This window comes from Pseudomonas sp. KH_046_2 (assembly GCF_057838985.1).
Map to the genome: position 1 here is coordinate 1,218,284 of NZ_CM174480.1, position 26,946 is coordinate 1,245,229.

Here is a 26,946-nt window from a genome sequence, read left to right on the forward strand (position 1 = left end):
CACATTGCGTGCTCCGCCGTTGTTACATTACAGCGCGGAAAAGTGTTTGTTGCCCAGCGGTTTGCCGATGTCGCCGCGCCAGATCGCATCGACCGTACCGCCACTGGCGGCCACGTCCTTCTGCCATTGCAGGCCCAGGTTGCGTTGTTCCGGCAGTTTCAGGTGGCCTTTGACGAAGTCGTTGAATACAGGCGTGTCCGAGGTGTAGTGAAAGTGCGCATACCACAAGGTTTGCGCCGGTTTTCGGGTCAGATCGCGCACTTCATACTCCTGTAGAAAATCCCTGCGCCCGTCCGGGCGTTTGCCCAGATCCCGCAAACCACCTTCCTTGCGGATGTCCACCACCCGTTGTTCCAGCAGATAGTCGAGGTATCCCTCGGTAGGCGTTTTGCTGTTCAGGGTCTGGTCAATTCGCAATGTGCGCCCGGCGAGCGACAATTCAGCCGCGCGATTGCGCAATTGCACCGCGACAGGCTCCGAGGGCGACAGCCGTTCGATGGTCTGGGCACGCATGCTCAATTCCGCGGCTTCGCTGCTCATCATGTGCTCAAGATCGACTGGCAACATATCTCGCCGGGCATAGCCTTCGACTTTGCTTTGGTAGGCCGCCACGGTGCCGAGCCTTTTCCTGGCCTCTACCAGTAACGGCGTGACATCGGTCGCAGGCGGAGTTTGCGCCACCCCAACGGGTTCACTGAGGTGATATTTGCCGCTGGAGCGGGGTAGCCAGGTTTCAGTGTGGCCATCGGCACTCTTGATGGTGAACCGCGTTTGCCGGGTGGTGACATCAACGCTGGCGACCCCGATCAGCAATTTATTGTCTTCGGTCTCGAACAGTTGATGGGCGGTACGTCCTTTTTTCGGCGTGATAGAGGACCGGTTCTTGATGGAGCTCCGAGCGTGGTCTTCGACCTTCGCCAGATTGTCCAGAAACGCTGTGACCTGATCCATATCAAGGTGCTGCGGGTAGCCTAGCGACCAGGCGCTGAGGTGGCGACGGAACTCGGCATAAATGGCCAGGCAGTCTTCAAGCACTTTGTTGCGCTGGCTGACACTGGCACGCACTTCAGGAAGTTGATGCTGGGTCAGTAGGGCGCGTCCAACCTTGTTGCGTGCGGTTTTGAGCTGGATATGGAAGTACGTCCAGGACGGATCGGCAACAGCGTCATAGCGGCTGATGATTTCCAGTGCATGTGCTGCTTTCAGGTAATCGCGGTTGGCGTTGCTGTATTTCTCGCTAAAGTTCGCGATGTCTTTGGCCATCTCCGATTTTTGCGTGCGGTTGGTGATACGACGGTTCCATCGGTGAGTTTGTTCGACTGCCAGATGCAGTTGGTCGAAGTCCTGGAGAAAGTCTTTTCGAACCTGTTTGCGTTGCGCCATTAGCCGCAAGTGCGCCGATGTATCGCTAACGGGTGTCGCATCTGAAAGGGCAACTAACCGATCGATACGGTCGAGGTGTTCCACCAATCGCTGACTGGCCAACGTGACCCGGCTCACCAATCGATCGACAATTACCCAGGCGCAGCTGCTTTGGATGTCTTCGATCTGCGCGCGTTTTCGGCCGTGGCTGAATTGCATCAGTTCTTCAAGATTCAGGTACTGGGCCTGTGCAAGATCGATGTCGTTTACACAGGCGATGTCGGCATCGGCTCGATGGGGTTGGCGCTGGCTTGGCTCAAGTTTGAAATAGTTTTTGAGGATGACATTGGAGCGACGAGTCTGGGTACCGAGTTGCAGGGTGTAGGCATCGGCGGTGTTGGTCAGTGTTCTTTGCCGGCGCAAAGCCCGATCGGTCCACCAACGTGGCAGCCAGCGGCGAATGGCAGCCGGCCACAGCGGGTCCAGGCCGTCGGCCATGTGACCGAGCACCGCGCCGCCTCCGACACCGCCGCCTGCTGTCACGGTGCCGTACACCGCGTAATGGGTGTTCCAGTTGCCGGCTTCATCGAGGGCAACCGGTTGTTTGTAGGTTCGCGTGCTCGTTGCGCTTAAACGCCATTGCGGCGGGTTGTTGGTCAACTCGATACGGTAGATGCGTCCCTGGCTGACCATGAAGTCGCCGTCGGCGTGTCGATACACGTTGCGATAAATGCCTTCGGTGCCCGGTTGCAGGCCGGCCAGGGAAATCTCGCGTTCGTACTCATAGCCCTTGAAGCGTTCCAGGGTGCGTCGCGCCTGCCGTTGCGTCGAGATCTGCAAGGCACCCGGGCGTTTGGTCAGTGTTTTTAATTGGCGCAGGCGCGTGAGTGAGCGTGCACCTCTGGAAGTGGCGGGAACACTGGGAAGAATGTCCATTGCTGCATCAATCAGGGACAGAAGCACCGCTTCCACCTCGGCCAGGCCGTGACCGACTTCACCGCGCAGAAAAGCCGCGACCGCCAGGTTGGCACTGTTCCAGGCGTCATACAGCGCAATGGCGCTGCCGACAAAGGGCACCATGCCCAGCGCCATCTTCATGTAGTTGAACAGCGCGCCGCATTTCAACGCGGCATCCTCCAGGTACAAAGCGTCGTTGGAGCGCGATGTTGCCCGATGCGCTTCGAGCAATCGGCCCATATGCACGTTGAGCAGGTGCGCTGCCAGGGACGTGCTGGCCGGCCAGGCTGTGCCGACGCCGATCAATCCATCGAAGTTTTTCAACAGGGCCTGGTTGATCCGGCTGACGTGATGGGCGAAATCCCCGGTCAGGGCCCGTTCGGCCAGGTAGTTGACCATTCTTGTGTGCAGGCACAGGTTGAACAGAGCCTTGCGCGCCTCTTCCAGACTGTCGTACTGACGCAGAACTGTTCCGTCAGGGCTGTCGGGCAGGTAGAGCAGGGTCAGGCCTTTGATCTGTTCCTCGATGAAAGTGACCCCGGCCAAGGTGCTCGGCCCCTGTCTCGGCGTGTCCTCACCGCCTACCGTGAGGTGTGCGGGCAATAGCACGATGCGTTTGCCGTTGGCCGCGTAAGCTTGGCGGCTATTGGCGTCGATGGCGATCTCCAGCACTTGCTGGCCGTCAGGCTTGATATCTTTTTGCAGCAGAGCGAACTCGCCTTGCAGTTTGAGCATCAGGCGCCAAGGCTCGCTCAGGCATTCACGGCGATATTGGTTGTTGAAGGCCGACTCGCCCGAGGGTCCGAGGAAGGTCTCACGGATCAGCGCTTCATATTTCCCGGCCAGATCCAGCTCGGTGACCATCTTGCGCAGCCAGGCTTGGGTGATGCCGCTTTTCACCTTCTGGCGTTCAGCCTCGTCAGGGCCGCTGACCTCGACCTGCATTAACGACAGACGCCACCACATGGCCTGGTTGATGTTGCTTTGCGCCAATTCGGCGAGCGAGAGCTTGCTTCGTTGCGGGCTGGCGATCAGCCTATTTTTTTGAGGCGTCCCCGGCGCAGCGCCCTCGGTGACAACTCTGCGCCAGGTGGTGGAGTCGGGAACGTCCAGCAACACTTCAATGCTTTGCATGAGGCCGAACTCCTGGCGCAGGCGGGCGTCGATGGCCTTTTGGCTGAATGCGCCACGTGGCGGCAGTTCGCGTTCAAGCAACTCATGGGAACGCTTCATTGCTGTGATGTACGACGTGAACAGCGCCTTGAGGCCGTTGCGTCGAGTCTCGGGTAATTGGCCAAGCCACGACGGCAATCGACCCGCCAAGGCGCTGCTGTGGTTTTGCTCGATCAGCTGTGCGTAAGCCAATTCGCGGGCTGTGGCGATGGGGACGGTCAGGCGAGCGAGAGTCTGTTCGCGCAGGTTTTCCAGTTCCGCCGCGCGTTGGCTGGCATGAGAGGGGACGGGGTTGTCGGTCATCAGCCGGATAACTTGTTGGACGCAGGTATAGAGCTGCATTTGCAACGCGTATTCGAACGGATTGCCGCTCAGCGCCAAGAGTTGCAGCGCTTGCGTTGTGTCGTTGGCCGAGAGTTTGAACAACGCCTGTTCCAGGGCCTGGCGAGAGGCGAACCGTTGCAGGCCACCCAGGCGCCCTGGCCAATAGAGCAACAGGCTGTGGGTCGAGGACGGCAGCAACGCGGATGCATGGGCAAACAGCAGCACACCGTCCAGCTCATGGGTTTGAGTCCGGGTGGTTTCGCCCTCGGTGTCAGTCGCCAACAGCATCAGGCGGGCGACGACCACATCGGCCGGCCGGGTTTGATCAGGAGCATCCAGCACCGACTTGAGCCATTGATGTTCTTCGCTGCTGATCTGATTGAGGCTCAATTGCAGCTCGGCTTCAGCGCGCAAACCGCTCAGGCGTGCCTGGTAAAGGGCGGTGTAATGCGGATTCGACGGGTGCCGCAGCTCCAGCATCTTCTGTGCGGTCTCTGTTTGCAGGAGCGCCGTCGCGGCGGCGTTGCTGGCCTGCTCGGCAGTCGCGAGGGCGTCGAGTTGCTGTTGCAGCCGTTGCAGGCGCGGGTCGTTGTGGTCGCCTTGAAAGTCATTGCCGAGCAGGTTTTCCAGCGCTGTTTGCTGTTGCCTCAGGGCACCGAGCCGCATACCCAGCGGAATATCCGGGCTCAGTTGGCCGAATGGGAAGAGGCTTTCGCTGACGTCCGATTCCGGTAGGTCGGGGGGCAAGGAAAAAACCGTTTGGTTACGTTGCCGATCCGCACTCAGGCTAGACAATCTTGCCTGCAGGGACTCGGCACTCTTCTCCAACTCTGGAGCGTCGAGGACGCTGAAGTCAACGCTGATGTTTTCTGCTTCAAGGCGCAGTTGGCCGAACAACTGCGGCTGCTGCTCGATCAGCCAGCGCTCCAGGTCGTTGCGGTTTTCAAAGCTCATCCAGGCGGATGGTGAAGAGGGTAAATACAGTAACTGAGTAACCGGTTGATCGGTGTCCAGGGTAATGACCAACGCTCCCGACAGTTCGACAGTCAGGCCACTGTCGCCCTTGAGCATCGGTTGTTCGACAAACACATGGGCCTCGGGCGTTGTTGCTTGCACTGCCGGGTTGATGAGTGCCTGAAGCGCTTTCATCTGTTCAGCACTCAAGGTGCCTTCGGCGAATGCCAACTGGCTCGACACCTCGAAATGCTGGCGATACAAGCGGATTGCCTGGGCCTTGCGCGAAAGATTCGTGCCGCGCGCACGCGCACTCCACCAGGCTCCATCAAGTGGTGATTGCTGGTTCTGCGCCATGAGGGCGAGCCAATGATCGTGGCAATCTTTCCAGCGCGCCGAGGCGCTCAGATACAGGTTTTCGTCCAGGTTTTGTGCCAATGGGTGGCTCAGGCCGAAGTCGGCTGGGGGGATGGTGAGTTCTTCGAGCATAAAGTGACGGACTCCAATGGGTGAGTGAGTCGGGCCATTAGAGGTCAGTCGGTATCGGGGCTGGTGGTACATAGTTATCGCGTGGTGGTGTGCGGCCTGATGACCGCTCGGCACTGTTCATCAAACTGTCATGGAACTGTGGCAGCGCGCTTGAACAAACTTCATCAGACTCGCGCTCTACTGGGGTTCTGCGTTTTGGTGTTTTTTCATGGGTGCTTCATTCTTTTCACGAATCGTATTTCTGACCGCGTTGTTGTTTGGCCTGCCGTCCCTGGCGGCTTCGCGTTGTGACGTCAATGTTCCGACTGAACGGGTGGATCTGGCCCAGGTAAGCCTGGCGTACCAGAGCATCGGTCGTGCGTCGGATCCGGCATTGCTGCTGGTGATGGGCCTGGGCGGGCAATTGATCCACTGGCCGGACGAGGTGGTGGTCGCGCTGTGCCAGCAGGGTTTTCGGGTGATCCGCTATGACAATCGCGATGTCGGCCTGTCGACCTGGCGGCAAGCACCGGCCGAAGCCAACCTGACCTTCGAAGTGCTGCGCTACAAACTCGGATTGCCGGTGTCGTCACCGTACTCGCTGACCGACATGGCCGACGATGGCCTGGGACTGATGGACGCCTTGCATATCGACCGATTCCACGTGTTGGGCGCCAGCATGGGCGGGATGATCGCCCAGCACATGGCGGCCATGGCACCGCAACGGGTCGAGAGCCTGACCCTGATCATGACCACCTCCGGCGCCGAAGGCTTGCCGGCGCCGAGCGGGGCGCTGGTGCAGTTGTTGTCCCGGCGCGGCGCACCGAACCGCGAAGTGGCCCTGGAGCAGCAGGCCGACCTGTTGGCGGCATTGGGCAGCCCGATGGTCACCGATGATCGTCAGGCGCTGCTGCATCAGGCGGCGCAGTCCTATGACCGGGCGTTCAACCCCGAGGGCGTGAAACGCCAGATCATGGCCATTCTTGCCGAGCCGAGTCGGGTGACCCTGCTCAACCAGTTGCGAGTGCCGGCGCTGGTGGTGCATGGCACCGCCGACCCGCTGTTGCCGGTGATGCACGGCGTGCATCTGGCGGCGCATCTGCGTGGCAGTCAGTTGGTCCTGATTCCGGGCCTGGCCCATCGCTTCCAGGAGGTGTTCAAGGCGCCGTTGCTGGGGGCGGTGTTGCCGTATTTGCGCGAGCATCGTGAAGACACTTCGCACTGGGCACAGATCGAGCCTGTGGTCGATCGCAACCTCCTTTAACCCCAATCACCTGTAGGAGCGAGCCTACTCGCGATAGCGGGGCATCAGTCGACATCATCATTGACTGACATACCGCCATCACGAGCAAGGGGCCTGCCGCGTACTCAGACACCAGGGGGGCGTGCAAGTTTTCCGGCGCCTTTCCAGTTGCGAGGTGCGTAATGATTGCAGTCGTCAAATAAGTGTCAATGTGCCACTAATGTTTTGACCGTTGCTGCCGATAGATGCAACAACGTTTTCAATCATAGGGATTTGATCCATGACATTTCACGCTCTACGTACATTTGCAGCACTGACATTGCTTGCCTGCCTGACCCTCACCGGCTGCGCCAACGTGCAACCTCCGGTACCGCTTGACCAACAATTCTGGGATGCCAAGGAGCCGACCATCGGCGTGGCAATCAGCATCTTGCCGCCCCCTGTGCTGGCATTGACCGGAAACCAGGGGATTCTCGATTACGCCATCAATTCGGGCGTCAACAGCAAGCTCAGTGACAACGTCAAAACCTGGCAGGTTCGAGACTTCGATACTTTGCCGGATGCGATCGTCGCCAAGTTGCAGGCCAAGGGTTACAAAGCCAAGCGCATCGACGAGAAAGTGGATTTGACGGCTTATAAGGAAATTAAATTCCGCGAAGGTTACACGACCAGGGACTTGACCCCGATCAAGGCCAAATATGGCGTCGATCGTCTGCTGTTGGTGTATGTCACCGCCACCGGTGCGACCCGCAGTTACTACAGTGTCGTGCCAACCAGCGTGCCGATGGCACAGGTGGGCGGGCAAGGCATGGTGGTTGATCTGACGGACAACAAATTGTTGTGGTTCCAGCCATTTGTCGCGGTGCAAGCCGCACAGGGCGAGTGGGACGAGCCGACTTACACCAACCTGTCCAATGCGTTCTACCAGGCTGTGGATAGCAGCCGTCAGCAAATGATCACCCCGTTCGCCAAATGAAGCATTCAATCGTAGTGGCCAGCGCGCTGGCCCTGCTGATGTCGGGCGGTTGTGCGCAGAAACCGGCTCCCGAGGCCGGTTTCAAAGACCCGGGGGCATTGCCTTACGTCCAGGCGCACGGGCTCAAGGTCGAAGTGCAAGTGCCACAAGCCTTTGTCGGGGCCAGTACGGTGATCGATAGCAAGGACGCCTTGAAGGCGGCCTCGTCGAGTCAGGCCCTGTTGCTGAACTCTGGCACCAGTGCCGGGCTGGCCGGGGTGATGGTTGCCAGTCTGGTCAATACCCAGATGGGCAGCGGCACCTTGCAGCGCGATGCGGAAAAGACCGCCCTCAAGGACGCGCGGCCAATGGCTGATTTGCTCGCCGGCGTGCCACTGCAGGAACGTCTGCAGCAGCGCTATCAGCAGGCTTCGCAAGCGGCTGGGCTCAAGCAGGGCGAGGGGCAGGTTACGGCTCGATTGTTAATTGAACCGAAACTGATGCTGACTCCGGATCGCGGCAGTTTTGTCCTGATCAATCAGGTTCAGGTCCAGGACATCGCCGGTTCGCCGCTGTACCGTATGCGCATCGAGGTCACCAGCCAGCCGATCCGTCGTTGCGGCAACCAATGTGTCGATGACGGTGTGCTTGAACTGGCGAAAGTCACCGCCCTGCTCGACGAGTGCATCGACGAGTCCATGCGGGTCCTGGCCACCGACCTTATGCAGCCGACGCCTCCGCCGGCCGCCCAGGAAACCTTGCGGTACGTGCTCGATGGTCAGCGCGTGGTCGAGCGCGGTTATCAACTGGCCAACAACGGTAGCTATTGGCGTTACCGCAACCTCTACGGCGCGGTGAAGTCAGTGCCGGTGCCGTTTGAGGATGCGCTGACCCAGGCGCAGCTCGAGAAGGTATACGGGCGCTGACTCGAAAGGGAGCGCTCAAGATCCCGCCATCTGCTCGCGCCCACAGGGGACTTTGCTCAAGTCTGGAAACGAACCCAGACAGTCACCAAGACAGTGGCCGCCATCAACCACGCCACCATCGCCGCACCCAGGGTTGCTTTGAGAATCAGGTCCACGCAGGTCTCGCTTAATGGCTCAGGCCGTACTTTTTCACTTTGTCGAACAACGTGGTCTTGGCCATGCCCAGTTCCTGGCTGGCCTGGGTCAGGTTGCCGCCGCTGCGTTGCAAGGCATCGCTGAGCAGGTTGCGCTCGAACGCTTCCACCGCTTCGGCAAAGGCCAGGCCCTGATTGCCGCCGCCGGCACCGCTTTTCTTGAACGCCGGCAGGCCCAGGGCAAAGCGCTCGGCGACGTTGCGCAGTTCACGCACATTGCCCGGCCAGTCGTGGCTCATCAGGTGCGAAACGGTCTGGTTGTCCAGTTCCGGCACCGTGCGGTCGAAGCGCAGGGATGACTGCTGCAAAAAGTGTTCGAACAATTGCAGGATGTCTTCGCGGCGCTCGCGCAGCGGCGGCAGTTCCAGGGTCACCACGTTGAGGCGGTAATACAGGTCGCTGCGGAACTCGCCGGCCTTGCTCGACTCGACGAGGTCGGATTTGGTCGCTGCGATGACGCGGCAATCCACCGCTACGCTCTGGTTCGAACCGAGGCGTTCGAGGGTGCGTTCCTGCAATACCCGCAGCAGTTTGATCTGCAAGGGCAGGGGCATGCTTTCCACTTCGTCGAGGAACAGCGTGCCGCCGTCGGCGTGTTCGATCTTGCCGATCCGCCGTTTACCCGCGCCGGTAAAGGCGTTGGCTTCGTGGCCGAAAATTTCGCTCTCGAACAGGTTTTCCGGCAGACCGCCGCAGTTCAATGCCACGAACTGCTTGGTGTGCCGCCGGCTAAAATCATGCAGGCAGCGCGCGACCAGTTCCTTGCCGGTGCCGGTCTCGCCTTCGATCAGCACGTTGGCCGAGGTATCGGCAACGTTGGCGATCAGTTCGCGCAGGTTCTGCATGGCCGGCGAGCGGCCGATGATCCGCCCTTCGAGGGAGTCGCGTTCGGCCAGTTGCCGACGCAGCGACGACACTTCCCGCGCCAGACCGCGCTGCTCCAGGGCGCGGCGGGCGACATCAACCAGGCGCTCCGGGGAGAACGGCTTTTCCATGAAGTCGTAGGCGCCTTTCTGCATCGCGCCGACGGCCATGGAGATGTCGCCGTGGCCGGTAATCAGCACCACCGGCAGGCTGCGGTCGCGGGCCTTGAGCCGGGTCAGCAGTTCCAGGCCATCGATGCCCGGCAGGCGGATGTCGCTGACGACAATGCCGGCGAAATCGTCGCCGACCCGCTCCAGGGCTTCTTCGGCGCTGCCCACGCCAATGCAGGGGATGTCTTCCAGGGTCAGGGCCTGTTGGCAGCCGAGCAGCACATGGGGGTCGTCTTCGACGATCAATACACTAAGGTCGTTGTTCATATTGGCTCGGCGGGAGTGGGGCTTACCAACGGTAAACTGAGGACGAATGCGGTACCACCGCTGGCCGGGTGCTCGACACCCAGGTGACCGCCGGTGGCGGCGGCGAGGCTGGCGGAAAGGGTCAGGCCAAGGCCCAGGCCCTGTTCGCCGGGTTTGGTGGTGAAGAACGGTTCGAACAGGTGCTTGCGCGCTTCGGCGTCGATGCCGTGGCCGTTGTCACACACCCGCAGGCGGTATTTGCCATCGAACGCTTCGCCTTCGAGCCACAGCTCGGGTTGCGGCTGCGCTTGCATGGCGTCGAGGGCGTTGCCGATCAGGTTGACCAGAATCTGCTCCAGGCGGGTCTGGTCGATCTGCACCTGCACAGCCTGGAAATGGCGGTGCAATTGCAGAGGGGTGTTTTCCACTCGTGCGCCGTGCAATTGCAGGGCCGCGTCCACCGCTTTGCCGAGGCAGGCCTGGCCCTTGTCGTCCCCGCGCCGGGCGAACGAGCGCAGGCTGGCGGTGATGCGGCCCATGCGGTCGATCAGTTCGTTGATGGTCTTGAGGTTGGTGCTGGCCACGTCGAGCTGGCCGCGTTCGAGGAAGCGCACGGTATTGCCGGACAAGGTGCGCAGCGCCGCCAGCGGCTGGTTCAGTTCGTGGGCGATGCTGGTGGACATCTGGCCGATGGCCGCGAGTTTTCCGGCCTGTACCAATTCATCCTGGGCGCGGCGCAAGGTCTCTTCGGCGAGCCGGCGTTCGCGGATCTGGCCCTTGAGCCGTTCGTTGCTGGCGCGCAGGTCGGTGGTGCGTTCGGTAATCCGACGCTCCAGCTGGTTGTTGGCTTCCTGCAAGGCTTCCCGGGCCGCAAGACGGGTGGCGATTACCTTGCGCCGCTCGTTCCAGGCGATCAACAGAAAGGCGAAGAGGGCAAACGCCACGGCCACCAGAATCCCCTGGTTGATCGCTTCGCGGCGCAGATCCTGCAGCGGCGTGAGCAGGGTGAAATTCCACGGCGTATCGCTCAACGGCCGGGTCTGTGCCAGGTAGCTGATGTTTTCGTCGTCGGACACCAGTTCGCTGTTGGCCGGGAACGTGAGTTTTTCCACGCCTTCGGACAGGGTTTCCCGAGCCAGCGGCTGCAATTCGTTGAGCGGGAACCAGTAGTACTGCAGGCTGCGGGCGAGTTTTTCCTTGGTTTCTTCGCTCAGCGGCACCACCGATTTCAAACGGCGCGCCGGATCGCTGGACAGAATGATGATGCCGTTTTCATCGCTGACGAAGGCTTCCAGGCGTGCCCGTTGCCAGCGTTCTTCCATGGCTTCCAGGCGGACCTTGACCACGGCGACGCCGATGATCTTGCCGTGTTCTTCCAGGCCATGGGCCAGGTAGTAACCGGGTTCGCCGTTGGTGCTGCCGATGCCATAGAAGCGCCCCGGCTGACCGCGCACGGCGTTCTGGAAATAGGCTCGGAAGGACAGGTCTTCACCCAGGTAACTGTCGACATCGCGCCAGTTGCTGGTGGCCATGACGCGACCGGTGGTGTCCATCACGTAGATGGCCCGACTGCGGCTGCGCCGGTTCAGGCCTTCAAGGTAATCGTTGACCGTCTGCCGGTGTTCCGGGGTCGGGTCGGCCAGCAACTGCGAAACACTGGTTTCGAGTTCCAGCAGACTGGGCAGGTAGGTGTATTTGCTGATTTCGCTTTCGACGGCACGGGCGTGCAGTTCCAGCTGACGCTGACCGTTCTCGCCAAGGCTGCGAATGCCATAGTGCTCGCTGATCCAGAAGCCGATATAGCCCAGGCCGATCATCATGGCGATGATCAGCGGCGGCAGGAACAAATGACGAACCAGACGGGGTTTCACGGCGAGTGATGGCGACGCTGCGCGATAAAGAGTGGGGTCGCATTTCATCACAGATGCCTTGGGTCAACCACAACACAAATCTGCAAGCCACCGCCGCCCCCTGTGGGAGCGAGCTCTGTGGCGAGGGGGCTTGCCCCCGTTCGGCTGCGAAGCAGTCGTAAACACTGTGCGTGCGGTTCGACTTTGCAATGCAGGGGCCGCTCCGCGACCCAACGGGGGCAAGCCCCCTCGCCACAAAAGCCCGCCTCCACAGAGGGGGCGGTGTTTGCTTAGTGCTGCAGAATCTTGTTGAGGAAGTGCTGCGTACGCTCGGCGCGGGCGTTGATGTCGCCGAAGAACTCTTCTTTCTTGCAGTCTTCGATGATCTTGCCCTGGTCCATGAAAATCACCCGGTCGGCCACTTTACGGGCGAAGCCCATTTCGTGGGTCACGCACATCATGGTCATGCCTTCGTGGGCCAGTTGCACCATCACGTCGAGCACTTCGTTGACCATTTCCGGGTCCAGCGCCGAGGTCGGTTCGTCGAACAGCATGACGATCGGGTCCATCGCCAGCGCACGGGCAATCGCCACACGCTGCTGCTGACCACCGGACAATTGGCCCGGGTGCTTGTGGGCGTGGGCCGAGAGGCCGACGCGCTCGAGCAGTTGCAGGCCTTTCTTGGTGGCTTCTTCCTTGCTGCGGCCCAACACCTTGATCTGCGCGATGGTCAGGTTTTCGGTGATGGTCAGGTGCGGGAACAGCTCGAAGTGCTGGAACACCATGCCCACGCGCGAACGCAGTTTCGGCAGGTTGGTCTTCGGGTCGGCGATGGAGGTGCCGTCGACCACGATGTCGCCTTTCTGGAACGGTTCCAGGGCGTTGACGCACTTGATCAGGGTCGACTTGCCGGAACCGGATGGCCCGCACACCACGATCACTTCGCCTTTTTTGACCTCGGTGCTGCAATCAGTCAGTACCTGGAAGTCCCCATACCACTTGTTGATGCTTTTGATAGAGATCATACGGCGAACCTTTTTTGCAGACGCTTGACCAGCTGCGAGGCGGCAAAGCTGATGATGAAGTACACGAGACCCGCGAAAATCAGGAACTCATTGGAGCGGCCAATGATGTCGCCACTGGCGCGCGAAGCATTGAGGAAGTCCACCAGGCCGACGGCGTAGACCAGCGAGGTGTCCTGAAACAGGATGATGCTCTGTTGCAGCAACAGCGGCGTCATCTTGCGGAACGCTTGCGGCAGGATGATCAGGCGCATCATCTGCCCGTAAGACATGCCCAGTGCTTGGGCAGCACCCATCTGGCCCTTGGGAATCGACTGCACACCGGCGCGGACGATTTCGCAGAAGTACGCGGCTTCGAACATCATGAAGGCCACGATGCACGAGGCGAACGCGCCGATCGGCGTGTCTTCGCCAGTGATCCAGCGCAGCACGAACGGCACCGCCAGGTAGAACCAGGTGATCACCAGCAGCAAGGGGATCGAGCGGAAGTAGTTAACGTAGGCGCCAGCAATGTTCGACAGCAGCTTGCTGTGGGACAGGCGCATTAACGCCAGGATGGTGCCGAGGATGATCCCGCCGACGACGCCCAGCGCCATCAGTTGCAGGGTCATGACCATGCCGTTCCACAGGCCCGGCAGGGACGGGATGATGCCCGAGAAGTCGAATTCCATCATTTACCCCCTACGGAAATCAGGCCCGGTACGGCGACTTTCTTCTCGACCAGGCGCATCAGCAACATCAGGCTCATGTTCAGGGTGAAGTAGATCAGCGTTGCCAGGGTGAAGGCTTCGAACAGGTTGGCGGAGAACTCGGCGGTCTGTTTGGTCTGCGCGAGCAGTTCCATCAAACCGATCAGCGAGGCCACGGAGGTGTTCTTGAAGACGTTCAGGAATTCCGAGGTAAGCGGCGGAATGATGATCCGGTAGGCCTGGGGCAGCAGCACGTTCCAGTAGATCTGCGGCAGCTTGAAACCCATGGCGCGGGCCGCGGATTCCTGGCCTTTTGGCAGGGCCTGGATACCGGTGCGCACCTGTTCGCAAACCCGGGCGGTGGTGAACAGGCCCAGGCACACGACGACGCTGAGGAAGGCCGAAGTGGTCGGGTTCAGGTCCTGCTTGTACCACTCTTGCAGGTCGGCAGGCAGCAGATCGGGCACCAGGAAGTACCAGATGAACAGCTGAACCAGCAGCGGCACGTTACGGAAGAGTTCGACGTAGCAGGTGGCGATGCCCGATACGATGCGGTTCGGCACGGTGCGCATGACGCCCAGGATCGAGCCCAGTGTCAGGGCGATGATCCAGGCCGCGATGGCGATGCCGATGGTCCAGCCCAAGCCGGTCACGTACCAGTCGAAATAGGTCTCGCTGCCCACGCCGGTGGACTTGAAGAACACGCCCCAGTCCCAGTTGTAATTCATTAGGGTCTCCCCTCAGTTCAATCGATGTACAAGTGCCCGCTTGGGGGAAGCTCCGTTCCCTCCTGATCTTTACGATCAGGCACACGCTCCCGGCTCGACATCCACCGGTTCGAGTGTTTCCAAAAAATGCCAGCAGGAAGTGACAACCTCCTGAAAGGGCGAGGGCCCTCTCAGGAGATAAGGTTAGTCAGAAATCAGGACTTCTTGTCGTCAGCCGCTTTATCAGTCGGTTTGGCGATCAGGGCCTTGAGTTCGTCGCTCATCGGGAAGTTCAGGTTCAGGCCTTTTGGCGGGATTGGCGCCATGAACCATTTTTCGTAGATCTTGTTGATCTCGCCCGATGCGTAGGTGGCCTTGATGGCGTCATCCACAGCCTTTTTGAACGGCTCGTCGCCTTTGCGCACCATGCAGCCGTAGATTTCGTAGGACTGTGGAGTGCCGGTTACGGCCCAGTCACTGGCCTTCTTGGCCTTGGCAGCTTCACCGGCCAGCAGGGCGTCGTCCATCATGAAAGCCACGGCACGGCCGGTTTCCAGCATCTGGAACGACTCGCCGTGGTCTTTGGCGGAGATGACGTTCATGCCCATCTGCTTGTCGGCGTTCATCGCCTTGAGGATGCGCTCGGACGTGGTGCCGGCGGTGGTCACGACGTTCTTGCCGGCCAGGTCAGGGAAATCCTTGTACTTGGAGTCTGCCTTGGACAGCAGGCGAGTACCGATTTCGAAGATGCCAACGGAGAAGTCAACTTGCTGCTGACGCTCGACGTTGTTGGTGGTGGAACCGCACTCGAGGTCCACGGTGCCGTTCTGCACCAGCGGGATACGGGTTTGCGAAGTCACCAGGTTGTACTTGACCTGGAGGTTCGGCATGTCGAGGTCTTTTTTCAGCGCTTCGACGACTTTCAACTGGATGTCGTGGGAGTAGCCGACCGGTTTGCCGGAAGCATCCGCGATATAGGAAAACGGAATGGAAGCGTCGCGATGGCCCAGGGTGATGGTGCCGGACTCTTTGATCTTCTTCAGGGTGCCGGTGAGCTCGGCGGCGAAAACTGGCGTGCTGATCAGAGCGGCAGCAATGGCTGCGCCCAGGATATGGGGAACGATGCGCATCAAATTTTCCTCGACTTTGTTTTTTTTATGGAGCCAGTTCATCGGCCCTTTTGTGCTGCAAAACACCTGAGCGCTATTGAGAGTCGGCGCAAAGGACATTCGTCGAAGAAGTGTAGAGCATGACTCGTGCCAGACCAGTGTGAATTGATCAAAGCCTTGATTTGTAAGGGAATTAAATATTTTTTGCGTTGAGATTTCACTGGGATGATCCGGTTAACCGAACCGACCCGCAGGTCACGTTCGGAAAACCGAATGGTGGCAGGGTGCTACCCGGTCATCAGCTGTACTTGCGCTTGTCGGGTGCTGGCGGGAAGTACTGGTACAACCAGGTTTCACTCAGCGTGCGGTCGTTGGTGCGGATGAACAGGCGCAGCTCGACAGGCTCGACGCTGTCATTGGTCGGGTACCAGTCAAACAGGATGCGGTAGCCCTTGATGTCGTCGAGCTTCAGGATGCTGAAATCCTTGACCTCGCCGTTCGAGCAGGTAACGACCGGCTCGATGCCCGTACCTTCGGGCAAGCGGTCCAGGCCGCCACCGGTGAAGTCCACGGCAAAGCGCCGCGCCCATACTGGCGGGTAATGCTCGCCTGGCGCCCAGCCCTCGGTGAAGCCGCCCATGCCCGAACGGGTCGCATTGACCCGTGCCAACGGCGTTCCGACTGGCGGCAATGCGCTCCAGTACAGCTTGTAGCCGTAGTTCAGCGAATCCCCCGCAGCCACCGGTTTCTTCGGCGTCCAGAAAGCGACGATGTTGTCCATGGTCTCGCCGGTGGTCGGGATCTCCAGCAGATCGACCGAGCCTTCGCCCCATGCGGTGGTTGGTTCGACCCACAGGCTCGGGCGGCGGCTGTACCAGTCGACGGTGTCCTGATAGTTGGCGAACTCGTGGTCGGTCTGCACCAGGCCGAAGCCCTTCGGGTCAGTATCGGCGAAGGCATTGAATTGCAGGGTCGCCGGGTTGTTCAGCGGGCGGCAGATCCACTCGCCGTTGCCGCGCCACATGGCCAGGCGGTCGGAGTCGTGGATCTGCGGGTGGATGGTGTCGCACATCCGGCGTTCGTGGGTACCGCAACTGAACATGCTGGTCATCGGCGCAATGCCCAACTGGTCGATGGCGGTGCGCGCGTTGACGTGGGCATCGACCTCCATCACCACGCGCTCGGCCTGGCAGTCGATATCGAAGCGGTAGGCGCCGGTGGCGCTCGGCGAGTCGAGCAGGGCGTAGACCACGAAGCGGGTGCTGTCCTTGTTCGGTGTCTCGAACCAGAACTTGGTGAAGTCGGGGAATTCTTCGCGTTTCTTGGCGTAGGTGTCGATCGCCAGGCCGCGGGCCGACAAACCGTACTGGCCGGTGGCGTCCACCGCACGGAAGTAACTGGCGCCGAGGAAGGACACCACGTCGTGCTTGTCCAGCTCCGGGGCCTTGAACAACTTGAAGCCGGAGAAACCCAGGTCGCCCTTGAGCTGTACGGTGTCGACCGTGGTGTTTTCATAGTTGAACAGCGACGGGCGGAAATGCACTTCGCGGGCCATCCGGGTTTTCGGATCGACGCTGTACATGCGCACCGGCTGCTTGAACCCCATGCCGACGTGGAAAAACTGCACGTCCAGTTGACCCTTGAGCTCTTTCCACAACGAATGATTGCCGTCGTAGCGGATCGCATTGAAGTTCTGCGGCGTCATGGTCGCCAGTGTCGGCGGCAACTGTTGCTTGGTGTCCTGGTAGCGATTGCTGGCGAGCTGTTTGGCCTGGAGCTTCAGCGCCTCGAAATCGAACGCGGTGGCCTCGCCATCAGCGGTTCCGCCGCTGGCGGCCCAGGCCTTGGCGGCCAACAGGCCCGTGGCGGACAAACCGGTGTAGGCCGCGATGGCCATGGAGGCTTTGAGCAAGTTCCTGCGGTGCATAAATACAACCTGTCGTGAACAATCCCGCGCCGTTCCTGGCACGTGCTGGATCAGAAATATCGGTTCGGACATGCCTTCGGCCAAACGCAACGGACTTTTACACAGATGCCCGACAGCTTAAACCGTTCGATTGCAGAGCAAAATTGATTGATGGCACTGCGCCGGCTCGGCAATGAAACAAGACATGTCGGGAAACAATTCCGACAGGGGTTTCTGATTTACAGGGCATTTCTGCTTTTTTCGACTAATTACTCTAAAAACCGCTTTTCAGCGCCCGGAATATTTCTATTCTGTGCACATGACCGGTTTATGCCCGAAAGACCGGTGCGGTTCAGTCGGCACGATGCGGCTGCTGAAAAGGGGGAGGGCGATGCGGTTTTTTGCAGTTTTCTTTGACGTTTAGAAGGACATCGTCCATGTCGAAAGTACAAGGCATCACCGAAATGTTGGGAATCTTTCCGTGTCTGTCCCTGGGGCGACGAAGACGCCGGCTCAATAGCGAGGAAATGAAACTGGTGGAGCGCTATCGGGAGCTGTCGGAGAGCGACAGGATCGCGATGAGGTATCTGGTGGATGCGATGAGGAGTGTTTCGAGGTTTTAATGAGGCAAACCAAAGGGACGGACTGTGAAGTCTGTCCCTTTTTTCATCAGCCCGATTTATCCCTTCAACGGCAAGTGCCCGCGATTGGGAAGGGTCGCTGTACCTGCATCAGCTCAGGCATGTCTCGCCACTTGATCCAGGCGTGATGTTGGTAATGCAGCAAGGGCACCGAAACTCCGGCCCAATTCAAGGAACTCAGGCATGGCAGGTTTTCCACAGGCGCTGATTTCGCATCACGTAGCGAGGGTATGACTTCGTTGCTCAACCACTGACGCAGATTGCGGTTTTCCGGGACGAAGTGGTGCACCAGCAAGGCGTACATGCCTGATTCGCTGACCATCAGGGTTTCGACCGTTTTGCCGTCCTTGCGCAGCCAGACGGTGCGACGTTGGTCGGGATCGAGTTTCAGGGTCAGGCGTTCATTGAGTGGTTTGCCCATCAAGCGACCCAGATCCTGGGCACAGAACCAGGCTTGATTGTCTTGCATGAAGGCATGGAGGAAGCGGTTGTGGCGGGTGAAGACGGTGGGATCGAAATAGGGAAGAGGCGAGCTTTGAGGATGCATTGGCATAGCGTGATTTCCGTTTTGGCTTGGAAAGTCGCCACCAACCCTTCGACAGATTGGGTGGCGGACCGAGTGGCGTTCGAAGTCGGGACACTTCCAAGTCAAAACGGAAGCCGAAAGGCCCGCGCCACACGGCCCGCCATAATGCAGAACTGAAGGCATAAAACAGCCACAGTTCTATGGGGGCACACGAGCACCGTTTTGACTTGTTCCGGCTTCGACTCCGGGCCGCTGATTTGGCAGCGACGGAGCAAAGCCTATCGGTCAGGCGCTCGCGGCGCCAAGTCTACTCTGGCGACGCTTATTGTAGGAATCGAGGGTTTTTCAGGAAGGCTTCGACTGTAGGAATTTTCTGTTTTTGCATTGGCTGCAGAGAAGCAGCACCTGAAGCGCGTTTTTTCCTTTATTTATTCGAACCCAGCAAACGAACTGCAGGTTTTCTCCATGCTGATCGAATTCTCGGTTACCAATTACCGCTCTTTCCGGGACAGGCAAACCTTGTCCATGGCGGCGACTCCTCTCCTGAGCAAAACGCGTAACACATTCAAGCCGCCCTGCGCAGAAAAGCTCCCCGATCTGTTGAAGGTGGCTGCGATTTACGGCCCAAACGCTTCCGGCAAGTCTTCATTGGTCCGCGCGATGGGGATCGTCGGGCGCTTGCTCGCAACGGAATCCAATCCCAGTGACGAATTGCTATCGGTTTCGCCTTTTCGTTTTGATCGCGCGTTGAAGGATGCGCCCAGCGTATTTGAATACAACTTCATTCAAGGAGGGCTGCGCTATCGGTTTGTGCTGGGGTTAACCGGACAGCGGATTGTCAAAGAGCAGTTGCTCTCTTATCCGAGAGGGAAAGAAACGCTCCTGTATGACCGCCAATTCGACGCCGAAGGGGAGCGTTATGTTTTCGGGAAAACGCTGGAGGGCGGGAAAGAAGTGCACGGCGCATGGCGGCGTCTGACGAGCCCAAAAATGCTCTTTCTCGCGCAGGCCGTGAAGAACAGTAATGAAGAAATGACTCAATTGCGAATGCCGTTCAGCTGGTTCCAAACCGGACTTCTCGTGGTCGAGCAGAACAGCATGATGGAGCTGTCGACGGCGTCGATCCGATTTCTTCAGATGGTATCGAGCCAAACGAACGGTCTTCGGGACTTTCTCAAGGCATTGGACATTCCCGTCTCTATCATTGAGCTCAATTCAGACGAGTTCGATTCCGTTCAGAACAATAAAAAACCTACCCTGAAGGAGATCTGCGCGGCGGTTCAAAAGAACAAAGTGACCCTCACACACTCCAGTCATTTAGGTGCTGCGGAGTTTGATTTTTCAGAAGAATCGTGCGGTACAAAGAACCTGATTGGTTTTTGGTTGCCCTGGTTCATGATGAGTCAGGCGGGGGGTAGCGGGGTGCTTTGTGTCGATGAGCTCAACAGCAGTCTTCATCCAGACATCGTCGCTGACTTGATCGGCAAGCATCTGGACAGTGGCCTCGATACCCAGCTGATTTTTACAACGCACGACACCCATCTAATGAATGAAAAGATCCTGCGGCGGGATCAGTTCTGGATTACCGAACGTGATGTCAACGGCGCCACATGTTTGTTTTCCATTCACGATTTTGAGGGGAAAGAGAGTGAGGATGTCGAGAAACGCTACTTTGAAGGCCGCTATCGCGGATTACCGCTGATAAGGCAGGGATAAGCATGGCGAACTCAGGTAAGTCATTTGATCGCAAGACTTCACTGTACAAGCCTCAGCCTAAAGTGTTGGTGCTGTGCGAGGACAGCAAGTCAGGAAAGCGATATCTGGAAGAAGCTGCATTTTATTTTCGGGCCAAGACTCAGGTGGAAATTGCTCACTGCGGTGTCACGCATCCGAGTGGCATTGTTGAGCGAGCAATCATCCGGCAGAAGCGCTTCGACAAAGTGTTTTGTGTTTTGGATCGCGATACACACCTTTGCTTCCAGCGGGCATTGAATGTTGCGCAGCTTCATCCAAAGATCAAAGTCATTGCATCGTATCCCTGCTTTGAGTTTTGGCTTCTGCTGCACTTCGGTTTTAACCGAAAGCCCTTCAGAGCTGTCGGCAAACGCTCCCCGGGCGATTTGGTTAGCAAGAGTCTGCGAGAAAAACCCAGCATGGAGAAATACGAGAAGGGCAAAGACATCAGTTACTTTGCCCAACTGCTGGGAGAACCCTTCCAAACAGCACGAACCCTGGCACCGAAGATCATCGAAGACGTCGCCATCAGCGGCGAACCGAATCCCAGTACCGAAATCCATTTACTGATTGATGAATTCGAAAGCCTCTCTAAACCCCAGCCAATCTAGCGCCGTGAATCCTGCCCGCATCGCGACGGGCAGGGTGTTTGTTCGAAGGCCAATACTTTACCGACTAACCTTCCAGGCATCCCCAGCAGGCGCCATGCCGTGGTCATACGGCTTGGCGATCCACATGTAGAGCAGGCCCAGGCCAATCACGATGGCCGTACTCAGCACCATCGCGTAGTTGATGTACCACGCGGCATCCGGGGTGCGTGGCCAGGCCATGTTGATGATGGCACCGACACCATAGACCAGCGCGCCGATGTTCACCGCCCAGCCCCAGGCGCCGAGGGTGAATTTGCCGCTCGGTTTCCAGCCCTTCATGCGGGCGTACAGGGCCGCGAGCACGATCATCTGGAAAGCCAGGTAGATGCCGATGGCCGCGAAGCTGACGATGGTGGCGACCGCGTCTTGCAGGAAGAAGCCGAGGATGATGATCAGTGCCGGCAGGACTCCGGACACGAATAGCGCGGCAACTGGAACCTGAGTCGTAGGGGAAATCTTCTTCAGCAGTCGGCTGCCGATGACCATTTCGTCACGGGCGTAGGAATACAGCAGACGACTGGCTGCCGCTTGCAGGCTGATCACACAGGAGATGAAGGAAATCATCACCACACCCATCACTACTTTCGAGCCGACTGGCCCAAAAGCGTTGTTGAGGATGGTGGTGACCGGGTCTTTGTCGGTGCCGTTGATCACCGCTTGCATGTCCGGCACGGCCAGGATCAGCGCCAGGCAGGCGAACATCGCCGCGATGCCGCCGATGTAGATGGTCATGCGCATGGCCACCGGGATTTTCTTGCTCGGGTTCGGGGTCTCTTCGGCCACGTCGCCGCAGGCCTCGAAGCCGTAGTACAGGAACATCCCTGCCAGCGAGGCAGTGAGGAAGGCCGGCAGGTACGAGCCGTCGACGCTGATATCGAAGGTGTTGAACAACACGCTGATCGGTTGATGACGCTCGAAAATCAGCAGGTAAACGCCGACGATCACCGCGCCCACCAATTCGCAGAGGAAGCCGAACATGGCGATCCGCGCCAGCACTTTGGTGCCGCTGAGGTTGACCAGAGTGGCGAACAGCGTCAGGAACAGGGCGATGATGATGTTGGTGTTGTTGCTCGGTTCAAAGCCCATCATGGCGGCGAGGTACGGACCGGCACCGACAGCAACGGCGGCGATGGTTACGCACAGGGCGATGGAGTAGATCCAGCCGACCATCCATGCCCAGCGCTTGCCCACCAAGCGGCGAGCCCACGGGTACACACCGCCGGAAATCGGAAACTGCGAAACCACTTCACCGAAGATCAGGCACACCAGCAACTGGCCGCAACCGACCAGCAAGTAGGCCCAGAACATCGGTGGCCCGCCTGCGGCCAGGCACAGGCCGAACAGGGTATACACGCCGACCACCGGGGACAGGTAGGTGAAGCCCAGGGCGAAGTTTTCCCACAGGCTCATGCTGCGATTGAAGTTGGAGGTGTAGCCCAGCTTGCGTAGTTGCTCGGCATCGCTGTCGGCAAGGGCTGCAGAGAGATCGGGTGTTGCACTCATATGTGATAGCTCCGGAAAATCGGCAGATTTCGGATGTCCGAAACCGTGACGGGGCCTTGGGGCACCGCCCGGATCGGTGGTTATTGTTTTGTCTTCTTTGGGGTGGAGCCTGGTGGTGCTGGTGCCGGTTTCTTCCTTGAGTTTGCGGTGAGGCCTTCGCGGGCAAGCCCGCTCCCACAGGGACAGCGGTGATCTTGTGGGAGCGGGCTTGCCCGCGATGCTTTTCTTAATGCTTGAACATCACATGCCGAACGACGGTGTAGTCCTCAAGCCCGTAGATGGACATGTCCTTGCCATAGCCGGACAGTTTCTGACCGCCGTGAGGCATTTCGCTGACTAGCATGAAGTGTGTGTTGACCCAGGTGCAGCCGTACTGCAAGCGCGCCGACAGACGATGGGCGCGGCCGACGTCGGCGGTCCATACCGACGATGCCAGGCCGTAGTCCGAATCGTTGGCCCAGCCCAGCACTTGTGCTTCGTCGCTGAATTTAGTCACCGAGACCACCGGCCCGAACACTTCACGGCGGACGATTTCGTCATCCTGCTGCGCGTCGGCCAGTACGGTCGGTTCGAAGAAGTAGCCGTTGCCCTCGACAGCTTTGCCGCCAGTGATCAAACGAATGTGCGGCTGGGCGATGGCGCGCTCGACGAAACCGGCAACACGGTCGCGGTGTTGTGCGGTGATCAGCGGGCCGAGTTCGGTTGATGGATCATCCTGCAAGCCGTACTTGATGCTGCTGACGGCAGCGCCGAGTTTCTCGACGAACTTGTCGTAGATGCCTGCCTGGGCATAGATGCGGCAGGCGGCGGTGCAGTCTTGCCCGGCGTTGTAGAAACCGAAGGTGCGGATGCCTTCGACGGCGGCGTTGATGTCGGCGTCGTCGAAGATGATCACCGGGGCTTTGCCGCCCAACTCCATGTGCATGCGTTTGACGCTGTCGGCGGTGCTGGAAATGATGTTCGAGCCGGTGGCGATCGAACCGGTCAGCGACACCATGCGCACTTTCGGGTGGGTGACCAATGGGCTGCCGACGGTAGGACCACGGCCGAACACCAGGTTGAGCACACCGGCCGGGAAAATGTCCGACGCCAGTTCGGCCAGACGCAGGGCGGTCAGCGGGGTTTGTTCCGACGGCTTGAGCACCACGGTGTTACCGGCGGCCAGGGCCGGGGCGATTTTCCAGGCGACCATCATCAATGGGTAGTTCCACGGCGCGATGGAGGCGATCACGCCCACCGGGTCGCGACGGATCATCGAGGTGTGGCCCGGCAGGTACTCGCCGCCAACCGAACCGCTCATGCAGCGGCTGGCGCCGGCGAAGAAACGGAACACGTCGGCAATCGCCGGGATCTCGTCGTTCAGCGCGGCGCTGTAGGGCTTGCCGCAGTTGTCCGACTCCAGTTTGGCCAGCTCTTCGCCGTGGGCTTCGATGGCATCGGCGAGTTTGAGCAGCAGCAGCGAACGCGCTTTCGGCGTGGTGTGCGACCAGCTGTCGAATGCGGCGTCGGCGGCGCGTACGGCGGCATCGACCTGGGCTGCGCTGGCTTCGTTGATTTCCACCAGCACACGACCCAGCGCCGGGTTGAATACGGGTTGGGCGGGGCCTTCGCCGTTGAGCAATTGGCCGTTGATCAAGAGTTTGGTTTGCATGGCATTTGTCCTCACTAATACTTTTATTTTTCTGCCTGAACCGGATCTAAATGTAGGAGTGAGCCTGCTCGCGATGACTGACTGTCATTCAACAGAAATGTCGACTGTAAGACCGCTATCGCGAGCAGGCTCACTCCTACAAAGATTCGGTTCCTTCAGTGGTTACTCGGTTATTTCCCGCCGCTGCCGGCCACGCTTTCGCCGCCCCGGGTCAGGTAATAGGCGCCGAGGATCGGCAGCATGGTCACCAGCATCACCAGCATCGCCACGACGTTGGTTACCGGCACGTCCCGTGGGCGGCTGAGCTGGTTGAGCAGCCACAGCGGCAGGGTGCGTTCATGGCCGGCGGTGAAGGTGGTGACGATGATTTCGTCGAAGGACAGGGCAAACGCCAGCATGCCGCCGGCCAGCAACGCCGAGCCGAGGTTCGGCAGGATGATGTAGCGGAAGGTCTGCCAGCCGTCGGCGCCGAGGTCCATCGAGGCCTCGATCAAGCTGTGGGAGGTGCGGCGCAAGCGGGCGATGACGTTGTTGTAGACGATCACCACGCAGAAGGTCGCGTGACCGACGATGATGGTGAACATCCCCGGCTCGATTCCCAGTGTCTTGAAGGTCGCCAGCAACGCGATCCCGGTGATGATCCCCGGCAGGGCAATCGGCAGGATCAGCATCAGCGAGATGCCTTGCTTGCCGAAGAAGTCCCGACGGTACAGCGCGGCGGACGCCAGTGTGCCAAGGACCATGGCGATCAGGGTGGCAATCGAGGCGATCTGCAACGACAGCTTGATCGCTTCCAGTACGTCCGGCCGCGAGAACGCCACGCCGATCCACTTCCAAGTGAAACCCTTGGGTGGAAAGCTGAACGCCGCATCTTCGGTGTTGAAGGCGTACAGGAAGATGATCAGGATCGGGAAGTGCAGGAACACCAACCCGCCCCAGGCCGCTATGCGCAGGCCAAAAGAAGCTTTCTCAGAGTGCATCGAAGGCCCCCAGTCGTTTGACAATGGACAGGTAGATGGCGATCAGCACGATCGGCACCAGGGTGAAGGCGGCAGCCATTGGCATGTTGCCGATCGCACCTTGCTGGGCATACACCATGCTGCCGACGAAGTAGCCGGGCGGGCCCACCAGTTGCGGCACGATGAAGTCGCCCAGAGTCAGGGAGAAGGTGAAGATCGAGCCTGCGGCAATGCCCGGGATCGACAGCGGCAGAATCACTTGCGTGAAGGTCTGGCGTGGCCTGGCGCCGAGGTCGGCGGAGGCTTGCAGCAGCGACGGCGGCAGGCGCTCCAGGGAAGCCTGGATCGGCAGGATCATGAACGGCAGCCAGATGTAGACGAACACCATGAAGCGGCCCAGGTGCGAGGTCGACAAGGTGCTGCCACCAACCCCCGGAATGCCCAGCACGAACTGCAGGATCGGCTCCAGCCCCAAGTGCTGCACGAACCACTGCGCCACGCCGCCCTTGGCCAGCAGCAGCGTCCAGGCGTAGGCCTTGACGATGTAACTGGCCCACATCGGCATCATCACCGCGATGTAAAAAAACGCCTTGGTCTTGCCGGTGGTGTAGCGCGCCATGTAGTAGGCAATCGGGAACGCGATGACGGCGCTGGCCATCGACACGACGACCGCCATGCTTAACGTGCGCAGGATGATGTCGAAGTTCGACGGCTGGAACAGCGCGGTGAAGTTCGCCAGGGTCAAGTCGGGAGTGACCGCCATGGTGAAGTCATCGAAGGTATAGAAACCTTGCCACAGCAGCACCAGCAACGAGCCCAGGTAGATTGCGCCGAACCACAGCAGCGGCGGCACCAGCAGCATCGACAGGTACAGGTTCGGCCGGCGATACAACAGGTTGGAAAACCTGCGCAACGGCGAGCCGCCTGACGAGGTTTGAGTAATAGCCAAGGCGCTCATCTCACACCCCGCCTGCAAGGGTGTCGTGCAAATGGACCATTGCTTCCCGTGCCCAGCGTGCGCTCAGGCGCTGCCCGGTCTGGTGTTGCGAGCTGCTGTCGATCCACTGATTGTTGGCCTGGCTGATGTTCAGGGTCTGGCCGTTTTCCAGTTTCAGTTCGTAGCGGGTGGCGCTGCCCTGGTACTGGATGTCGTGGAGCAAACCGCTGACTTCAATCTCGTGGCTGGCCAGCGGGCCTTCGGCGAAGCGCACGTGTTCCGGGCGAATCGAAAACGGCTGTGGATTGCCACTGAGTTGCCAGGCCAGGTCACCGCGAATCACGTTGGAGGTGCCGACGAATTCCGCCACGAAGGTGGTGGCCGGTTTCATGTACAGGTTGCGCGGGCTATCGACTTGTTCGATGCGCCCCTTGTTGAACACCGCCACGCGGTCGGACATCGACAGCGCTTCGGTCTGGTCGTGGGTGACGAAGATGAAAGTGATGCCGAGCTGGCGTTGCAGCTTCTTCAGCTCGCCCTGCATTTGCTCGCGCAACTTCAGGTCGAGTGCTCCTAGGGGTTCGTCGAGCAGCAACACACGTGGACGGTTGACCAAGGCGCGGGCCAGGGCCACACGCTGGCGCTGACCGCCGGAGAGCTGCACCGGCTTGCGCTCGCCGTAGCCGCCGAGGGCGACCATTTCCAGGGATTCCTCGGCGCGCTTGAGGCGTTCGACCTTGCCGATGCCTTTGACTTTCAAGCCGTAGGCGACGTTGTCGCGCACGTTCATGTGCGGGAACAGCGCGTAATCCTGGAACACGGTGTTCACGTCGCGCTGGTACGGCGGCAGGCCGGCGGCCTCTTCGCCATGAATGCGGATGGAGCCCGCGCTCGGTTGTTCAAAACCGGCGATCAGGCGCAAACAGGTGGTCTTGCCCGAGCCGGAAGGCCCCAGCATCGAAAAGAACTCGCCGTCCTGGATGTCGATGGAAACCCGGTCTACGGCTTTCACTTCGCCGAACTGACGGGAGACGTTGGTGAACTGGACTGCAAGCGTCATGGTGCGGTGCTCCCAAAAGGCGAAGGCCGTCGCAGCGGCCCTGCCTGGACTTCTGAAAAAACAGTAATTCGAAAATCAGCTTTGCTTCTTGAAAAGCGTCGATCACATAAAGTCGTTTCGGGAGCGTAGCGAGCGGCGATTAGCCGTGTCCGGCCAGCGCGCAGCC

The 26,946-nt window shown here is 59.5% G+C and carries 20 protein-coding genes and 1 pseudogene; 6 read left to right on the forward strand and 15 right to left on the reverse strand.

Translation table 11 applies throughout. From position 1 onward, the window contains the following. Positions 1-27: 27 nt before the first annotated feature. On the reverse strand, positions 28-5,259 hold the full coding sequence (locus AC3IX1_RS05480; RefSeq protein ID WP_489387419.1) for a dermonecrotic toxin domain-containing protein: 5,232 nt from the start codon (positions 5,257-5,259) through the stop codon (positions 28-30). Positions 5,260-5,467: 208 nt separating this feature from the next. Here AC3IX1_RS05480 and AC3IX1_RS05485 point away from each other — a divergent pair, with 208 nt between their 5' ends. The 3 genes from AC3IX1_RS05485 (at position 5,468) to AC3IX1_RS05495 (ending at position 8,362) form a co-directional block, all read left to right on the forward strand. Beyond that, the gene (locus AC3IX1_RS05485; protein WP_489387420.1) at positions 5,468-6,502 is read left to right on the forward strand and encodes an alpha/beta fold hydrolase; all 1,035 of its coding nucleotides are present in this window, start codon (positions 5,468-5,470) and stop codon (positions 6,500-6,502) included. Positions 6,503-6,761: 259 nt separating this feature from the next. Next, positions 6,762-7,457, forward strand: a complete 696-nt coding sequence (locus tag AC3IX1_RS05490; protein WP_489387421.1) for a hypothetical protein — start codon at positions 6,762-6,764, stop codon at positions 7,455-7,457. After that, positions 7,454-8,362, forward strand: a complete 909-nt coding sequence (locus tag AC3IX1_RS05495; protein WP_489387422.1) for a hypothetical protein — start codon at positions 7,454-7,456, stop codon at positions 8,360-8,362. The genes AC3IX1_RS05490 and AC3IX1_RS05495 overlap by 4 nt, the downstream gene beginning before the upstream one ends. Before the next feature lie 56 nt (positions 8,363-8,418). On the opposite strand, the pseudogene AC3IX1_RS05500 reads toward AC3IX1_RS05495, so the two are convergent. The 8 genes and pseudogenes from AC3IX1_RS05500 to AC3IX1_RS05535 all read right to left on the reverse strand — a co-directional run. Then, positions 8,419-8,505, reverse strand: a pseudogene (locus AC3IX1_RS05500) (GlpM family protein); the annotation flags it as partial. 23 nt (positions 8,506-8,528) lie between these two features. Then, complete coding sequence (gene aauR / locus AC3IX1_RS05505) at positions 8,529-9,857, reverse strand: two-component response regulator AauR (protein WP_489387423.1); 1,329 nt, start codon at positions 9,855-9,857, stop codon at positions 8,529-8,531. Beyond that, positions 9,854-11,755 carry a two-component sensor histidine kinase AauS gene (gene aauS / locus AC3IX1_RS05510; protein WP_489387424.1) on the reverse strand — a complete coding sequence of 634 codons (1,902 nt, stop codon included), beginning with the start codon at positions 11,753-11,755 and terminating at the stop codon, positions 9,854-9,856. Before aauS ends, aauR begins: the two co-directional genes overlap by 4 nt. 221 nt (positions 11,756-11,976) lie before the next feature. Further along, positions 11,977-12,711 carry an amino acid ABC transporter ATP-binding protein gene (locus AC3IX1_RS05515; RefSeq protein WP_057716227.1) on the reverse strand — a complete coding sequence of 245 codons (735 nt, stop codon included), beginning with the start codon at positions 12,709-12,711 and terminating at the stop codon, positions 11,977-11,979. Beyond that, positions 12,708-13,379, reverse strand: a complete 672-nt coding sequence (locus tag AC3IX1_RS05520; protein ID WP_095145156.1) for an amino acid ABC transporter permease — start codon at positions 13,377-13,379, stop codon at positions 12,708-12,710. Before AC3IX1_RS05520 ends, AC3IX1_RS05515 begins: the two co-directional genes overlap by 4 nt. After that, positions 13,379-14,125 (reverse strand): amino acid ABC transporter permease, encoded by a 747-nt coding sequence (locus AC3IX1_RS05525; RefSeq protein WP_007985720.1) that lies wholly within the window; start codon positions 14,123-14,125, stop codon positions 13,379-13,381. Before AC3IX1_RS05525 ends, AC3IX1_RS05520 begins: the two co-directional genes overlap by 1 nt. Positions 14,126-14,319: 194 nt before the next feature. Then, a complete protein-coding gene (locus AC3IX1_RS05530) occupies positions 14,320-15,234 on the reverse strand; it encodes a glutamate/aspartate ABC transporter substrate-binding protein (RefSeq protein ID WP_489387425.1) in 915 nt (304 codons plus the stop codon). Positions 15,235-15,511: 277 nt separating this feature from the next. Further along, positions 15,512-17,140: a glucan biosynthesis protein D gene (locus AC3IX1_RS05535; protein WP_489387426.1), complete on the reverse strand. Its 1,629-nt coding sequence runs from the start codon at positions 17,138-17,140 to the stop codon at positions 15,512-15,514. Positions 17,141-17,556: 416 nt separating this feature from the next. On the opposite strand from AC3IX1_RS05535, the gene AC3IX1_RS05540 reads away from it, so the two are divergent. Beyond that, positions 17,557-17,742, forward strand: a complete 186-nt coding sequence (locus tag AC3IX1_RS05540) for a hypothetical protein (protein ID WP_489387427.1) — start codon at positions 17,557-17,559, stop codon at positions 17,740-17,742. Positions 17,743-17,806: 64 nt separating this feature from the next. Here the strand turns inward: AC3IX1_RS05540 and AC3IX1_RS05545 are convergent, their stop codons facing one another. Then, entirely contained in the window at positions 17,807-18,313 is a 507-nt protein-coding gene (locus tag AC3IX1_RS05545; protein WP_489387428.1) for a BRO-N domain-containing protein, read from the reverse strand. Positions 18,314-18,751: 438 nt separating this feature from the next. On the opposite strand from AC3IX1_RS05545, the gene AC3IX1_RS05550 reads away from it, so the two are divergent. Both AC3IX1_RS05550 and AC3IX1_RS05555 read left to right on the forward strand, forming a co-directional pair. After that, positions 18,752-20,002, forward strand: coding sequence for an AAA family ATPase (locus AC3IX1_RS05550; RefSeq protein ID WP_489387429.1), 1,251 nt, complete (start codon positions 18,752-18,754; stop codon positions 20,000-20,002). A 2-nt stretch (positions 20,003-20,004) separates the two neighbouring features. Beyond that, positions 20,005-20,631: an RloB family protein gene (locus AC3IX1_RS05555; protein ID WP_489387430.1), complete on the forward strand. Its 627-nt coding sequence runs from the start codon at positions 20,005-20,007 to the stop codon at positions 20,629-20,631. 57 nt (positions 20,632-20,688) lie between these two features. Here the strand turns inward: AC3IX1_RS05555 and AC3IX1_RS05560 are convergent, their stop codons facing one another. The 5 genes from AC3IX1_RS05560 to AC3IX1_RS05580 all read right to left on the reverse strand — a co-directional run bounded on the left by AC3IX1_RS05560 (position 20,689) and on the right by AC3IX1_RS05580 (position 26,780). Continuing rightward, on the reverse strand, positions 20,689-22,173 hold the full coding sequence (locus AC3IX1_RS05560; RefSeq protein ID WP_489387431.1) for an APC family permease: 1,485 nt from the start codon (positions 22,171-22,173) through the stop codon (positions 20,689-20,691). 226 nt (positions 22,174-22,399) lie between these two features. Next, positions 22,400-23,824 (reverse strand): gamma-aminobutyraldehyde dehydrogenase, encoded by a 1,425-nt coding sequence (locus AC3IX1_RS05565; RefSeq protein WP_489387432.1) that lies wholly within the window; start codon positions 23,822-23,824, stop codon positions 22,400-22,402. A gap of 170 nt (positions 23,825-23,994) precedes the next feature. Continuing rightward, a complete protein-coding gene (locus AC3IX1_RS05570) occupies positions 23,995-24,804 on the reverse strand; it encodes an ABC transporter permease (RefSeq protein ID WP_489387433.1) in 810 nt (269 codons plus the stop codon). Then, complete coding sequence (locus AC3IX1_RS05575) at positions 24,794-25,741, reverse strand: ABC transporter permease (RefSeq protein ID WP_489387434.1); 948 nt, start codon at positions 25,739-25,741, stop codon at positions 24,794-24,796. Before AC3IX1_RS05575 ends, AC3IX1_RS05570 begins: the two co-directional genes overlap by 11 nt. A gap of 1 nt (position 25,742) precedes the next feature. Beyond that, on the reverse strand, positions 25,743-26,780 hold the full coding sequence (locus AC3IX1_RS05580) for an ABC transporter ATP-binding protein (RefSeq protein WP_489387435.1): 1,038 nt from the start codon (positions 26,778-26,780) through the stop codon (positions 25,743-25,745). Positions 26,781-26,946: the final 166 nt, after the last annotated feature.

What these genes read in the sequence shown, in the direction of transcription:
- AC3IX1_RS05480 (WP_489387419.1), bottom strand. Translation starts at nt 5,259, where the DNA reads ATGCTCGAAGAACTCACCATCCCCCCAGCCGACTTCGGCCTGAGCCAC.
- AC3IX1_RS05485 (WP_489387420.1), top strand. Translation starts at nt 5,468, where the DNA reads ATGGGTGCTTCATTCTTTTCACGAATCGTATTTCTGACCGCGTTGTTG.
- AC3IX1_RS05490 (WP_489387421.1), top strand. Translation starts at nt 6,762, where the DNA reads ATGACATTTCACGCTCTACGTACATTTGCAGCACTGACATTGCTTGCC.
- AC3IX1_RS05495 (WP_489387422.1), top strand. Translation starts at nt 7,454, where the DNA reads ATGAAGCATTCAATCGTAGTGGCCAGCGCGCTGGCCCTGCTGATGTCG.
- aauR (WP_489387423.1), bottom strand. Translation starts at nt 9,857, where the DNA reads ATGAACAACGACCTTAGTGTATTGATCGTCGAAGACGACCCCCATGTG.
- aauS (WP_489387424.1), bottom strand. Translation starts at nt 11,755, where the DNA reads ATGAAATGCGACCCCACTCTTTATCGCGCAGCGTCGCCATCACTCGCC.
- AC3IX1_RS05515 (WP_057716227.1), bottom strand. Translation starts at nt 12,711, where the DNA reads ATGATCTCTATCAAAAGCATCAACAAGTGGTATGGGGACTTCCAGGTA.
- AC3IX1_RS05520 (WP_095145156.1), bottom strand. Translation starts at nt 13,379, where the DNA reads ATGGAATTCGACTTCTCGGGCATCATCCCGTCCCTGCCGGGCCTGTGG.
- AC3IX1_RS05525 (WP_007985720.1), bottom strand. Translation starts at nt 14,125, where the DNA reads ATGAATTACAACTGGGACTGGGGCGTGTTCTTCAAGTCCACCGGCGTG.
- AC3IX1_RS05530 (WP_489387425.1), bottom strand. Translation starts at nt 15,234, where the DNA reads ATGCGCATCGTTCCCCATATCCTGGGCGCAGCCATTGCTGCCGCTCTG.
- AC3IX1_RS05535 (WP_489387426.1), bottom strand. Translation starts at nt 17,140, where the DNA reads ATGCACCGCAGGAACTTGCTCAAAGCCTCCATGGCCATCGCGGCCTAC.
- AC3IX1_RS05540 (WP_489387427.1), top strand. Translation starts at nt 17,557, where the DNA reads ATGTCGAAAGTACAAGGCATCACCGAAATGTTGGGAATCTTTCCGTGT.
- AC3IX1_RS05545 (WP_489387428.1), bottom strand. Translation starts at nt 18,313, where the DNA reads ATGCCAATGCATCCTCAAAGCTCGCCTCTTCCCTATTTCGATCCCACC.
- AC3IX1_RS05550 (WP_489387429.1), top strand. Translation starts at nt 18,752, where the DNA reads ATGCTGATCGAATTCTCGGTTACCAATTACCGCTCTTTCCGGGACAGG.
- AC3IX1_RS05555 (WP_489387430.1), top strand. Translation starts at nt 20,005, where the DNA reads ATGGCGAACTCAGGTAAGTCATTTGATCGCAAGACTTCACTGTACAAG.
- AC3IX1_RS05560 (WP_489387431.1), bottom strand. Translation starts at nt 22,173, where the DNA reads ATGAGTGCAACACCCGATCTCTCTGCAGCCCTTGCCGACAGCGATGCC.
- AC3IX1_RS05565 (WP_489387432.1), bottom strand. Translation starts at nt 23,824, where the DNA reads ATGCAAACCAAACTCTTGATCAACGGCCAATTGCTCAACGGCGAAGGC.
- AC3IX1_RS05570 (WP_489387433.1), bottom strand. Translation starts at nt 24,804, where the DNA reads ATGCACTCTGAGAAAGCTTCTTTTGGCCTGCGCATAGCGGCCTGGGGC.
- AC3IX1_RS05575 (WP_489387434.1), bottom strand. Translation starts at nt 25,741, where the DNA reads ATGAGCGCCTTGGCTATTACTCAAACCTCGTCAGGCGGCTCGCCGTTG.
- AC3IX1_RS05580 (WP_489387435.1), bottom strand. Translation starts at nt 26,780, where the DNA reads ATGACGCTTGCAGTCCAGTTCACCAACGTCTCCCGTCAGTTCGGCGAA.